The organism is Microbacterium galbum (assembly GCF_032464915.1).
GTDB lineage: Bacteria > Actinomycetota > Actinomycetes > Actinomycetales > Microbacteriaceae > Microbacterium > Microbacterium galbum.
Map to the genome: position 1 here is coordinate 59,858 of NZ_JAWDIS010000003.1, position 13,024 is coordinate 72,881.

General features: G+C 70.9%; 11 protein-coding genes and 2 riboswitches. Of the genes, 5 read left to right on the top strand and 6 right to left on the bottom strand.

Annotation, left to right across the window (positions count from 1 at the left end; translation table 11 throughout):
• The first annotated feature begins 44 nt into the window (after positions 1-44).
• Complete coding sequence (locus RWH45_RS13060; RefSeq protein WP_315995892.1) at positions 45-1,982, top strand: ABC transporter ATP-binding protein; 1,938 nt, start codon at positions 45-47, stop codon at positions 1,980-1,982.
• A gap of 158 nt (positions 1,983-2,140) precedes the next feature.
• Here RWH45_RS13060 and RWH45_RS13065 read toward each other — a convergent pair whose 3' ends face one another.
• Genes RWH45_RS13065 through RWH45_RS13090 form a run of 6 tightly spaced genes read right to left on the bottom strand, consistent with a single transcriptional unit; the run spans position 2,141 to position 8,571 of the window.
• Complete coding sequence (locus RWH45_RS13065) at positions 2,141-3,037, bottom strand: glycosyltransferase family 2 protein (protein ID WP_315995333.1); 897 nt, start codon at positions 3,035-3,037, stop codon at positions 2,141-2,143.
• Positions 3,034-4,164, bottom strand: coding sequence for a cysteine desulfurase family protein (locus RWH45_RS13070; protein ID WP_315995334.1), 1,131 nt, complete (start codon positions 4,162-4,164; stop codon positions 3,034-3,036). The genes RWH45_RS13065 and RWH45_RS13070 overlap by 4 nt, the downstream gene beginning before the upstream one ends.
• Positions 4,161-5,018 carry a carboxylating nicotinate-nucleotide diphosphorylase gene (gene nadC, locus RWH45_RS13075; RefSeq protein WP_315995335.1) on the bottom strand — a complete coding sequence of 286 codons (858 nt, stop codon included), beginning with the start codon at positions 5,016-5,018 and terminating at the stop codon, positions 4,161-4,163. Before nadC ends, RWH45_RS13070 begins: the two co-directional genes overlap by 4 nt.
• On the bottom strand, positions 5,012-6,505 hold the full coding sequence (nadB, locus tag RWH45_RS13080) for an L-aspartate oxidase (protein ID WP_315995336.1): 1,494 nt from the start codon (positions 6,503-6,505) through the stop codon (positions 5,012-5,014). The genes nadC and nadB overlap by 7 nt, the downstream gene beginning before the upstream one ends.
• Complete coding sequence (gene nadA / locus RWH45_RS13085) at positions 6,502-7,833, bottom strand: quinolinate synthase NadA (RefSeq protein ID WP_315995337.1); 1,332 nt, start codon at positions 7,831-7,833, stop codon at positions 6,502-6,504. The genes nadB and nadA overlap by 4 nt, the downstream gene beginning before the upstream one ends.
• Before the next feature lie 12 nt (positions 7,834-7,845).
• The gene (locus RWH45_RS13090; protein WP_437127347.1) at positions 7,846-8,571 is read right to left on the bottom strand and encodes an NUDIX hydrolase; all 726 of its coding nucleotides are present in this window, start codon (positions 8,569-8,571) and stop codon (positions 7,846-7,848) included.
• 242 nt (positions 8,572-8,813) lie between these two features.
• Between RWH45_RS13090 and RWH45_RS13095 the strand changes: the two genes are divergently transcribed.
• The 4 genes from RWH45_RS13095 (at position 8,814) to RWH45_RS13110 (ending at position 12,722) form a co-directional block, all read left to right on the top strand.
• Positions 8,814-9,989 carry a MarP family serine protease gene (locus RWH45_RS13095; RefSeq protein ID WP_315995339.1) on the top strand — a complete coding sequence of 392 codons (1,176 nt, stop codon included), beginning with the start codon at positions 8,814-8,816 and terminating at the stop codon, positions 9,987-9,989.
• A 153-nt stretch (positions 9,990-10,142) separates the two neighbouring features.
• The gene (locus RWH45_RS13100) at positions 10,143-10,439 is read left to right on the top strand and encodes a hypothetical protein (protein WP_315995340.1); all 297 of its coding nucleotides are present in this window, start codon (positions 10,143-10,145) and stop codon (positions 10,437-10,439) included.
• Positions 10,436-12,241, top strand: a complete 1,806-nt coding sequence (locus RWH45_RS13105) for an alpha/beta hydrolase (protein WP_315995341.1) — start codon at positions 10,436-10,438, stop codon at positions 12,239-12,241. The genes RWH45_RS13100 and RWH45_RS13105 overlap by 4 nt, the downstream gene beginning before the upstream one ends.
• A complete protein-coding gene (locus RWH45_RS13110) occupies positions 12,231-12,722 on the top strand; it encodes a hypothetical protein (RefSeq protein WP_315995342.1) in 492 nt (163 codons plus the stop codon). The genes RWH45_RS13105 and RWH45_RS13110 overlap by 11 nt, the downstream gene beginning before the upstream one ends.
• A 60-nt stretch (positions 12,723-12,782) precedes the next feature.
• A riboswitch (glycine riboswitch) is annotated at positions 12,783-12,877 on the top strand.
• A riboswitch (glycine riboswitch) is annotated at positions 12,878-12,986 on the top strand. It abuts the riboswitch before it with no gap.
• Positions 12,987-13,024 lie beyond the last annotated feature (38 nt).

Genomic DNA, 13,024 nt, shown 5'->3' on the forward strand with positions numbered 1-13,024 from the left:
GCGGCTCGATGTCGGTGGGCGGACGTAGGCTGGCCCGCATGAGCATGGGCGGAATGGGCGGGAGCATGTTCCGCGGCGTGGATGCCGACGTGCAGCGCAAGCGCAACGCCCAGGCGCCGCGGGTGGCGAATCTGGGCCGTCGGGTCGTCGAGCTCTTCCGCCCCTACCGCGCCCGCATCGCCTTCACGGCGCTGCTGGTCGTCGTCGGCGCGGCGGTCGCGGTCATCCCGCCGCTGCTCGTGCAGCGCATCTTCGACGACGCGCTGTTCCCCGTCGACGGCTCGAACCCCGATCTGCGCCTTCTCGCCGTCCTCGTGAGCCTCATGATCGGGCTCTTCCTCGTCTCCGCTGCGCTCAACGTCGGTCAGACCTGGCTGACGGCCACCGTGGGGAATCGGGTCACCGGCGACCTGCGGACCCGTCTTTTCGACCACCTGCAGAACATGGAGCTCGGGTTCTTCACCCGCACGAAGACGGGCGTCATCCAATCGCGTCTTCAGAACGACGTGGGCGGCGTGTCGGGTGTGCTGACCAACACCGTCACCAGCATCCTCGGCAACGCCGTCACCGTCATCGCGTCGCTCGTGGCCATGATCCTCATCGACTGGCGGCTCACCCTCATCGCGGTCGCGCTCATGCCGTTCCTGCTGTTCGTCCAACGACGGGTGGGCCAGGTGCGGGCCCGCATCGCGGGTGAGACGCAGGAGTCGCTGTCGGAGCTGTCCGCGATCACGCAGGAGACGTTGAGCGTCTCGGGCATCCTGTTGTCGAAGTCGTTCAACCGCCAGCGCACCGAATCCGCGCGCTTCGACGCCGAGAACGACAACCAGGTGGGCCTGCAGGTGCGCCGCGCGATGAGCGGTCAGGGCTTCTTCGCCGTCGTGCAGGTGATCATGTCGAGCGTGCCCGCGGTCATCTACCTCGTCTCGGGATACCTCATCGGCGGCGGCGCGGGGGCGATCACCGCCGGCACCATCGTCGCCTTCACCACGGTGCAGGCGCGGCTGCTCATGCCCCTGATGGGCCTCATGCGCGTCGCGCTCGACGTGCAGACCTCGTCGGCGCTGTTCGCCCGGATCTTCGAGTACCTCGACCTGCGCCCGGCCATCGTCGACGTGCCCGATGCGCTTCCCGTCTCGGCCGCGCCCGGACCGCTCGGGCGCATCGAGTTCCGCGACGTGGAGTTCCGGTACCCGGACGCCCCCGCGCAGGCGCGACCGACCCTCGACGGCGTGTCGTTCACGGTCGAGCCCGGCCAGCACGTCGCTTTCGTCGGGCCGTCCGGCGCGGGGAAGACGACCATCCTGTACCTGACGCCGCGGATGTACGAAGCCAGCGGCGGCGCGGTCCTGTTCTCGGGAGCCGATGTGCGTTCGCTCGAGCGCGCCTCGATCATCGACGAGATCGGCATCGTCTCGCAGGAGACCTACCTCTTCCATGCGACCGTCCGCGAGAACCTGCGCTACGCCCGTCCCGACGCCACCGACGACGAGATCGAGGCCGCGTGTCGGGCGGCCAACATCCACCACGTGATCGCCGGTTTCGAGGCCGGGTACGACACGGTCGTCGGTGAACGGGGATACCGCCTCTCGGGCGGCGAGAAGCAGCGCATCGCGATCGCGAGGGTGCTGCTGAAAGACCCGCCCGTGCTGCTGCTCGACGAGGCGACGAGCGCCCTCGACACCGTGTCGGAGCGCATCGTGCAGGAAGCCCTCGAGACCGCATCGCACGGTCGCACCACGCTGTCGATCGCCCACCGCCTGTCGACGGTGATCGGTGCCGATCAGATTCACGTGGTGGATGCCGGTCGCATCGTCGAATCCGGCACGCACGGCGAACTGCTGGCGCTCGGGGGACTGTACGCCAGCCTCGCCGCCGAGCAGCTCGCGGCCTCGTTCGTGCTCGCCGAGGAGCAGCTCGACGAGGCGGGTCTGGCCCGCGCCGCCCTTCCCGCGCGCCGGGCGGACGAGGCGCCGGCGTAGCTCGACGCGGTTCGGACCCGCCGCATTCCGTGCACGACGGCGCGAGGTGTTTGAAGCGCGCCGCATGACAGAATCCGGTGTCGGCGTGTCGGGGACTCCGCCCGCCGTTGTGTCTGCGCACACGTGACGCGGCCCGGCACAGGCCGCCGCCCCCGGCCTCAGCCCGGCAGCGACTCCATGAACGCCTTGAGCGCGATGCGGTACGAGGCGTCCGGATGCGTCTCGGCGATGCGCCGCAGCGGCGGGAGATCCAGCGTGCGGATCAGCCGCCCGCGCTCTTCGACGGCCGCGTCGGCCCCGGCGGCGCGCAGCACGGCGATGCCCTCGCCGAGGGCTTCGAGGTAGTCGCGCAGCACGTCGACCTCGCCCAGGCGCTGGGTGATCGACCCGCCGTCGCGGCGCTGGCGCCACTCGACGATCACCTCGGGGATCACGTCGAACGCCGCCGCCGAGGCGTACATACGCTGGGCGAGCACCTGGTCCTCGTAGTAGCGCCCCTCGGGGAAGCGGAGACCCTGCTCGTGCCAGAAGGCGGTGCGGCTGAGCTTGGACCACGCGACGATGTTCCCTGATGCCGCGGGGTGCTGCGTCAGCGTCGTCCCCGAGCGGGCCGGGTCGGTGGCCGCCGCGACCCACGGCTGCACGTCGCCCGCGGTGTATCCCGGGCCCTCGGCATCCGGGCGCAGGCGCACGTACGCTCCCGCGACGAAGTCGCTCCCGGTGCGATCGAGGGCGTCGGCGAGGCGGGCGAGCGCGTCGGGACGGAGGATGTCGTCGGCGTCGAGGAAGGCGGTGTAGGGCGTGTCGACCCGCGCGAGTCCGGTGTTGCGGGCGGCGCCGAGGCCGCGCTGCTCCGTGTGGCGGACGAGACGGAAGCGGGGGTCGTCGGCCTCGGCGTCGGCGAAGATGCGGGCCGTGTCGTCGGTCGAGGCGTCGTCGACGAGCACCGCCGTCCAGTGCGGGTGCGTCTGCGCGCGGAGCGAATCGAGGGCTTCGGTCGCGTACTCGGCGACGTCGAAACCGGGGACGATGACGGTGACCGGGGTGGAGCTCACCCGCGCGATCCTACGGCCGTCACGGCCGCGGCGACCGCATCCGCGACGGGATCGAGGGATGCCGTGAGGCCGTGCGGCAGCGTGAAGCGCACGGCGGTGCGGGCCGTATCGTGATCCAGGCCGATCGCGAGCAGCACGTGCGACGCCTCGTCGCTGCCGGCCGCGCACGCCGAGCCGCTCGAGGAGACGACGCCGCGGCGTTCCAGCTCGAGCAGGACGGTCTCGCCGTTCGTGCCGGGGAAGACGAAGCTCGCGGTGCCCGGGAGGCGACGGGTCGGGTGGCCGGTGACGCGCGCGTCGGGCACGAGCGCGAGGACGCGGGAGATGAACGCATCGCGCAGCCCCGAGACGCGGGCGGCCTCCTCCGCGCGCTCCGCCTCGGCGAGGGTGAGGGCAGTGGCGATGGCGACGGCTCCCGCGACATCCGGCGTCCCCGACCGGCGTCCGCGCTCTTGGCCGCCGCCGTGCAGCAGCGGTTCGAACGGAAGTCGCCCGCGCACGGCCAGGATGCCGGTGCCCTTGGGGGCGCCGACCTTGTGGCCGGCCACGGTCACGGCATCCGCCCCGAGGCCGGCCAGGGGCAGCCACCCGGCCGCCTGCACGGCATCCAGGTGAAGGGGCACTCCGCGCTCGTGGGCGACGGCGGCGAGGGCGGCGGCGTCCTGGACCGTGCCGATCTCGTTGTTGGCATAGCCGACGCTCACGAGCGCGGTGTCCTCGCGCAGGCTCGCGGCGAGCGCGTCGGGGGTGAGCGTTCCCGTGGCGTCGATCAGGGCGTGCGTGACCGCGACCCCGTGCAGGCGGGAGAGGTAATCGGCGGAGGCGAGCACCGACTCGTGCTCGATCGCCGTCGTGACGAGGTGCCTCTTCCCCGATCCCAGGACGAGGCCCTTGATGGCGGCGTTGTTGGACTCCGTGCCGCCGGAGGTGAAGGTCACGTCTCCCGTCCGCATCCCGAGGACGGCGGCCACCCGCGATCGGGCGTCGTCGAGGGCGGATGCCGCTGCCTCCCCGAGCTCGTGATGGCTCGACGGGTTGCCGAAGTACCGCGTGAGGTACGGGGCCATCGCCTCGAGCACCTCGGGGCGCACGGGCGTCGTCGCGGCGTTGTCGAGGTAGAGGCTCACGCCGTCTCGATGCGGATGTCGAGTCCGAGGTCGAGCGACGACGCCGAGTGCGTGAGCGCGCCGACGGAGATGACGTCGACGCCGGTCTCGGCGATGGCGCGCACCGTGTCGAGGGTGACCCCTCCCGAGGCCTCGACCTGCGCTGCTCCCGCGACACGGGCGACGCCGGTGCGCAGATCGTCGAGCGAGAAGTTGTCGAGCATGATCGTTCCGACGCCCGCGGCGAGCACGGCGTCGATCTGCTCGAGACGGTCGACCTCGACCTCGACATGCGTGGTGTGCGGCAGCCGCGCGATCGCACTCTCGAGAGCCTGGGTGACCGACAGGCCGTTCGCGGTGAGCACGGCGAGGTGGTTGTCCTTCGCCATCACGGCATCCGAGAGCGAGAAGCGGTGGTTGTGGCCGCCGCCGTCGCGCACCGCCTGTCGTTCGATGGCGCGCAGGCCCGGGGTGGTCTTGCGGGTGTCGACGATGCGGGCGCCGGTGTGGGCGACCTCGGCGACGTAGCGGCCGGTGAGGGTCGCGATGCCCGACATGCGCTGCACGAAGTTCAGTCCGATGCGCTCCGCCGTGAGCACCGCGCGAGCGGGACCGGTTACCACCGCGAGCGTGTCGCCGGGGGAGAAGCGCGCCCCGTCGGCGACGCGCTGCTCGACCGTGGTCGACGGATCGGTGAGGGTGAACGCCGCGGCGAAGACGGCGGCTCCGCTGAAGACGCCGTCGACGCGGGCGACCAGCTCGGCGCGCGCCGTCGCGTCTTCCGGGATGAGGGTCTCGCTCGTGAGGTCGCCCCAGGGGGCGTCCTCGTCGAGGGCGGCGGAGACGACACGGTCGATGGTGGCGCGGGTCAGCATGCGAGGACCTCCGGAGGGGCGGAAAGGGATGCCGGTTCGGCGGCGTCCGAGCGGTGGTGGGCGCCGACGGAGGCGGTACGCGCCCGCGCGGCATCCACGACGTGGGTGGCGACGAGGAGGAGGTTGTCGTCCTCCACCGACGGGAGGAGTCCCGCCGCTCGCCAAGCGGCGAGTGTCGCCGCGGCGCGGTCGAGCCCGGAGGCGTCGCGCACGAGTCCCGCGTCGTCCCACATGAGCCGTTGCAGAGCCGCGCGGGAGAATGCCTCGGCAGCGGTGTCGACCGCCACGGGCACCGGTCGCGCGGGGGCGACCGGGGGGATCGGCCAGTCGCGGTCACGGGCGACGGCATCCCCGGCGCGCGCGCCGAACACGGCCCCTTCGAGCAGCGAATTGGATGCCAACCGGTTCGCCCCGTGCACGCCGGTCCGCGCCGTCTCGCCCACCGCGTACAGTCCGGGCACCGTGGTGCGCCCGTCGAGGTCGGTCACGACGCCGCCCATGAGGTAGTGCGCCGCGGGGGTGACCGGGATGGGCTCGTGCGCCCAGTCGAGGCCGCGCTCGCGCACGGCGGCGTCGATCGTGGGGAAGCGCCGAGCCAAGCGCTCCGCGCCCAGGGCGGTGGCGTCGAGGCGGACGGGGTGACCGTCCTGCGCGGCCATGGCGCGGGCGTTGGCGCGGGCGACGACGTCACGGGGGGCGAGCTCACCGTCGGGGTGCGCGTCGAACGCGAAGCGGCGTCCCGCGTCATCGATGAGAACGGCGCCCTCGCCGCGGACGGCCTCCGACACCAGGAAGGGCGTCCCGACGGCGAGCGCCGTCGGATGGAACTGCACGAACTCGAGGTCGGCCACGGCGGCGCCGGCCCGGATGGCCGCGGCGATGCCGTCGCCGGTGGCACCGAGGGGATTGGTGGTGTGGGCGTACAGCTGACCCGCTCCACCCGTGGCGAGGACGACGGCGTCGGCGGTGAGCCGGTCGCCGTCGGCCAGTTCGATGCCCGTGACACGGCCGCGCTCGACGATCAGGTCGCGGAGCAGAGCGTGCTCCTGCACAGGGATCCCCTCCGCGCGCACCGCCTCGCCCAGGGCGGCCTGGATGGCGGCGCCGGTCGCGTCCCCACCGGCGTGCAGCACGCGGGCGACGGCGTGCGCCGCCTCGAGACCGCGCGAGAAATCGCCGTCCGCGGTGCGGTCGAAGCCGACCCCGCGGTCCACGAGCTCGGCGATGCGCGCCGGTCCCTCGCCGACGAGCACCTCCACGGCATCCGAGTCGTTCAATCCCGCACCCGCGGTGATCGTGTCGGCCGCGTGCGAGGCGACGGTGTCCGCCGGGTCGGTGACGGCGGCGATACCCCCCTGCGCCCAGCGCGTATTGGTGTCGGGCAGGGCGCCCTTGGTCACGACGGTGACGCGGCATCCCGCCTCGTGAGCGTGCAGCGCCGCCGTGAGACCGGCGATGCCGCTGCCCACCACGACGACGGTGGTCACTTCACTGCGCCGTTCGGCTTCGCGGCGAGCATGCGCTCGAGGGCCACGGTCGCGGGCTCGGCCACATCGGCCGGGACGGTGATGCGATTGACGACCTCGCCCGCCACGAGCGACTCGAGCACCCACGCGAGGTAGCCCGGGTGGATCCGGTACATCGTCGAGCAGGGGCACACCACCGGGTCGAGGCAGAAGATCTCGTGCTGCGGATACTGTGCGGCCAGGCGCTGCACGAGGTTGATCTCGGTGCCGATCGCGAAGGTCGTGGGCTCGGTCGCCGCAGCGATCGCCTTGCGGATGATGTCGGTCGACCCCGCCTCGTCGGCGGCATCCACCACGTCCATCGGGCATTCGGGGTGCACGATCACGCGGACGCCGGGGTGCTCGGCGCGCGCCTTGTCGATCTGGTCGACGGTGAAGCGGCGGTGCACCGAGCAGAAGCCGTGCCACAGGATGACGCGGCTGTCTGCGAGCTGTTCCGCGGTCGAGCCGCCGAGGGCCTTGCGCGGGTTCCACATCGGCATCTGCTCGAGCGGCACGCCCATGGCCTTGGCCGTGTTGCGGCCGAGGTGCTGGTCGGGGAAGAAGAGCACGCGCCGTCCGCGCGCGAACGCCCACTCCAGCACCGTGCGCGCGTTCGACGAGGTGCAGACGATCCCGCCGTGGCGCCCGACGAAGCCCTTGATGGCGGCGCTGGAGTTCATGTACGTCACCGGGATGACGGGGACGAGGCCCTCGGCATCCGGGGTCTCGAGATCGCCGAGGACCTCCTCCAGCTGCTCCCAGCACTCCTCGACCTGGTCGATGTCGGCCATGTCGGCCATCGAGCATCCCGCGGCGAGGTTCGGCAGGATCACGGCCTGATCGGGGCGTGAGAGCAGATCGGCCGTCTCTGCCATGAAGTGCACGCCGCAGAACACGATCGCCTCGGCCTCGGGGCGCTCCTTCGCGGCATTGGCGAGCTGGAACGAGTCGCCCACGTAGTCGGCGTGACGCACGACCTCCTCGCGCTGATAGAAGTGCCCGAGCACGACGACGCGCTCGCCGAGGGTCTGCTTCGCCGCGCGGATGCGGGCGTCGAGCTCGTCGTCGGAGGCGTCGCGGTAGTCCTGCGGCAGCTCGCCCTGCCGCGGAGCGCCGGTGGGGATGACGTCGCCCATCGACGAGCCCGGGCCGTACCCCGGTCGCGTGTCGAAGTCCCAGGGGCCCACGGCGAGGTCCGTGGTGCAGGTGGCGTCGGTCGACGCGCCCGAGACGATCGCCTGGATGGCGTGGTCGACGCTGGGGTCGACGGCCGGACGCGGCTGCAGGGTGAGGGGTGTGGCGGACATGGGCGTTTCCGATCAGTGACGGGACGGGAGCGGGCCGCGGTCGGCGAGCTCCACGTCGCGGTTGTAGCGGTAGAGGCGGGCAGGGCGATGGCTTCCGGTGCGGAAGCGCTCGGTCGGGATGAGCGTGTCGCTCGTGTCGACCTGTCGGCGGAAGTTCGCGGGATCGAGGCGTTTGCCGAGGATCGACTCCGTGACCTCGCGAAGGTCGGCGAGCGTGAACTCGTCGGGCAGCAGCCCGTGAGCGATGCGGCTGTAGCCGACCTTGTTGCGAAGGCGCCACAGCGTGTATTCGACGATGTCGTTGTGGTCGAACGCGAGCGTCGGCAGATCGGTCGCGTCGAACCATTCGACGTTCTCGGGAGCGTCGCCCTCCCGCGCGTGGGCCGCGACCTGCGCGTCGACCTCGTCGGAGCGCAGCAGTGCCCAGTACACGATCGACACGACGCGGGTGGGGGAGCGGTCCACGGCGCCGAACGCGTAGAGCTGCTCGAGGTAGCTGGGGGTGAGGCCGGTCGTCTCGGCGAGCGTGCGGGATGCCGCGGCGTCGAGGCCCTCGGTCGCGTCGAGCCATCCGCCGGGCAGTGCCCAGCGCCCATCGAACGGATCGCGCGTGCGGCGCACGAGGGGGAGCGAGAGCACGGGTTCGTCGTCGGCGTCGCGGCGCACGCTGAAGATGACGGTCGACACCGCGACGCGCACGTCGGCGTCGCGGGGCTCGGGGCGAGGGGTTCGTGTCATGGTGACCATATCTCCGGGATCGATCTTAGTGTCATTCCGACCCGAAGGGCGAATCGCGCGATGATTCCGGGCACCTCCTGTCGAAGACCGTGTCGCGGGGTGGCCCCGGGGCCATCTCCGAAGCCCCGGGGCCACCGGCGACTTCAGCGCCCGGTCGCAGGATCGGCGCCTGCCCGGCCCCGCGCGTCGAAAGGGTTCTCTCAGACGCGCCGCCTAGCCTCGGGGAGGACTCAGGAGGTCGGATGCCGATCATCGACATCGTTCTGATCGCCCTTCTGGCGGTCGCTCTCATCGTGGGCCTGTCGCGCGGATTCCTCGCCACGATCGGCTTCTTCGCCGGGCTCGCGGCGGGTGCCGTCGCCGCGTACTGGGTCACGCCCTTCGTCGGACAATGGGTCACAGCCCCGGCCTGGCGTGGCCCCGCGATGATCCTCGCCGGCATCCTGCTGCTGATGATCGGTTCGGGTCTCGGCAGCGCGGTCGGCGGATTCTTCCGCCGCGGCGCCGATCGCATCAAGCTTCGCGTGCCCGAGCGTCTGCTCGGTGGCGTCGTGAACGTCGCCGCCGCCGCTCTGACGATCTCCTTCGTCGCGGGATCCCTCACGCCCGTGGGTCTGCCCGTGGTCTCGGCTGCTCTGGGCTCCTCCACGGTGGTGCGCACGATCGACGACCTCACGCCGCCTCCCGTGCGCGGCGCGCTCGCCGACCTCCGCGGACAGGTGTTCGCCGGCGGCATACCGAGCTTCGGTTCGCTCATCCAGATCGGCCCCGTGCCCAGCGCGCCCGAGATCGCGCTCGACGACCCGGCCCTGACCCAGGCTGCCCAGTCGGTCGCCCGCATCTCCGGCACCGCCTACGCGTGCGGCATCACCTCGAGCGGGTCGGGCTTCGTCGTGGCCGACGACCGCGTCGTCACCAACGCCCACGTCGTCGCCGGAGTCGACGCCCCGCTGGTCGAGCTTCCCGGTCAGCCCGCCCGCGAGGGTCGCGTCACCTACTTCGACCCGACCGACGACATCGCCGTGATCTCGGTGGATCAGTTGGACGCCGCGGCCCTCCCCATCGTGTCGACGCTCGCGGTGGGGGAATCCGCCGTCGTGCAGGGCTACCCCGGCGGCGGCCTGTTCACGTCGGGCAGCGCGCAGATCCTCTCGGAGGGGACGGTGCCCGTCCCCGACATCTACGACGGAGCGTCCTCTCCCCGCGACATCTACGCGATCGCCGGGATCGTCCGCCCCGGCAACTCCGGCGGACCGCTTCTGACCACCTCGGGAGAGGTCGCCGGCATCGTCTTCGCGCGTTCCGACACCGACGACAACGTCGGCTACGCCATGACCCCTGCCGAGCTCCTCCCGGTCATGGCGCAGATCGATGCGCTGTCGACGCCCGTGGCATCCGGAAGCTGCACCCGGGGCTGACCGCGGGATGCCGGTATCTGCGCGAGGCAGCGCGGGCGCCGAAGAGCGTTCGGACAGCGGGACCGACGGCGTTCGCGAGGCCGCGCACGCGCAAGGGTGAAGTTGTCCACAGGGTGATCCGGTGGGGCCGGCGCTCTCCCTACGATCGCTCCCATGCCGCTCATCTCCCTCTCGGTCGACGAGGTGCGACGAGCCGCGACGAAGGTCAAAGAGGTCTCGGCGGGCCTGAGTCCCCTCCCGCTGCTGAGCGTCCCGGGTCAGCCCGATCTCTCGCTCGCGCTGGCCGAATTCGTCGCCTGCCTGAACGATTGTCGATCCGAACGGGAGCGCGAGATCGACGCCACGGCGGCAGGGCTGCGCGACGTCGCGGATCTCTTCGAAGGCACGGAGACCGCAGCCGTCGAGGGGATCCGCGCGCTCGCATCGGCCGCCGGATGGAGCCTCCCGTGACGGCGGAACTCGGTCAGTCCACGGATCCGGTACGGCTCATCCCCGGGAATGCGGCCGCTCTCCATCGAACGGTCGCCCTGTGGACGGCTCGTGCGGTCGACGCGGAAGAGTCCGCCGCCAGGCTGCGGCGGGTGCGCTCGGTGCCGGAATGGGCGGGCGAAGCGGCGGACGCCTACGAGCGACGCGTCTCGGCCGCAGCCTCGCGGTGGGATGCCATGGCCTCAGCCTTTCGCGTCGCTCAGGCGGCGCTGGAGGAGTTCGTTGCGGCGCTGGAGTCCGCCCGTGCCCGCGCCGGAGACGCCGTCGATCTGTGGAACCGCGCTGACGCCCTGGATGACGCTCCGCCCGTGACGACGAGCTTTCCCGCGCCGGATCGGCAGCCGTTGCGCGGTCTGGAACCGCGGAGCGAAGCCCGGTCGATCCTCGACGACGCGCGGTCCGCGCTCGACAGGGCGGCGGAGCACACCGCCGCCGCACTCCGCCGCGCCATCGCAACCCCCGGGCTCGACGCAGACGAGTGGCTCGCCGTGCTCACCGGATGCGTGTCCGCCTCTCAGGCGCTGGACGCGATCGCCGGCGCCGACGGCCCGAGCCTGGCCACGGTGCTCCGCGCGCGGCCCGCGCTTGCACAGGTCCTCAGCCAGGCGGAGCCGTCCGCGGTCGCGCCGTGGTGGGCCGCCCTCGACGATGGGCAGAAGCACGCGCTCATTCACGCCGCCCCCGCGGTGATAGGCAACCTCGGCGGTGTGGCTTACACCGCCCGTGACGAGGCGAATCGGATATGGCTGCGCACGCAGCTCGAGGAGGCGCGTGCGGCGTTGGCGGAGGCGGACGCGCCTTCGCTTTCCTCGCGGATCAATGCGGCCGCTGGATCGGAGGCCGTGACCAAACGACGGGACACCGCACGGGCGCGGGTGGCGGGGCTGGAGAACATCGCGATGGCGCTCGCGGAAACCGCCACCGGCTCGCTGAGGCAGCTCATCTCCCTCACCGACGACGCGCCCCCGCTCGCTTCGATTTCGATCGGCGACCTCGACGCTGCCGACGTCATAACGCTCGCGGTGCCGGGAATGGGTACGACAACCGAACACATCAGTGACTGGGCACGCGCGACCCAGAACCTGCTGACGATGCAAGACCAGCTCGATCCGGGGCGATCTCACGCAACGGTCGCATGGGTTGGATACCGCACGCCACCTCTCCCGACAGGCGCAGGTGAGTTCGATGTCCTAGGCTCCGATCTCGCCAGGCGAGGTGGAGACGCACTGGCTGGTGACATCCGAGCCCTCCAATGTTCGCGGGCCGGTATCGACGTCAACGTGGTGGCCCATTCATACGGGACGACGACGGCGTCCTTCGCGCTCGCGCAGGATGACGTTCATGTGGCGGCCTTCGTTTCTTTGGGATCGGCTGGGTTGGCGCCACAAATACATGAGTCGACCCTTCTGCATGCGACGGAGGTTTATTCCGGGCAGGCGCAGGACGTCTTGGCCATCGATCCTGCTGGCGGTGATCCGTGGGCATGGGTGGGGAGAATGTCCGCAGCCCACCCCATCAATCCGATTGCGCCGGGCTTTGGTGCTCACGCATTCAGTGTCGCTGGGGAGGGTGAGTTACTGCCCGTGACTCATCATGAGGTCAGTACTCCCCAGGGCACGGGCTATCTAGACCCCCGCACCGAGTCCTTGCGCAATGTAGCGGCCGCGACCGTTGGGCTCAGCCAACAGGTGACGGACTATGTACCGCCGGGACCGACGCCGCTCCAGCAAGGGCTCATCGAAGGAATGACGCATGGCGGTTGACGCTGACCGGGTGCTTCGCTGGATGACCAGCGCGGCTGCGGTACTGGGGCTGACGTTGTTGTTGGCTTCCTGTTCAGCGCCCGCCGACGAAAGTCCCGTATCGGCTCGCGAGAAGCTCACGTCGACTATTGAGGAGAGCGCGGCCATTCTTGGCCAGGTGGAATGGGCGGAGGTGGGCCCGGCGGATGTGGGGAACTGTGGTGACCAGCCCGGCGAACGTGTGAACTACAACTATTGGTACAACGCTGACCCTCAACCCGAACGAGATCACGCAGCTGACGCCCGAAAAATGGCGGAGCATTGGACTGCTCTCGGAATGGACGTCCGCGTCGTTGAAAGCCCGTCGTACGTTGTTTATGCCACGGGAGGTCCCGTTGAGGGTTTGTCCTTCTCCACCGCACCCGGCAACTACTACATCACCGGCACCTCCCTCTGCGTCCCCGGCGACGCCGACGAACTCCGCAAACAGGACAACGGCTGAACATCTCACGAGGCCGACCGAAGCTCCGCTAGGCTGACCCCACAAGTCCACACCGGCCCCATGATCGATGCGGGAGAGCTCCGGCGAACGCAGCCGGGCACCGAAGGAGCAAGCCTCCCCGCCAATCTCTCAGGTACGCGTACCGCGTCGATCGGGCCACTCTGGAAAGTGATCCGGGTGCACCGCGCCGGATCCGCCGACGGTGAAAGCTGTGCGTTCAGGACGCCGCAGTGAAACTCTCAGGCCCATGACAGAGGGGGAGTTCTTCAGGCGCCGACCGGCGTCTGTCCGTCATCGCGAAC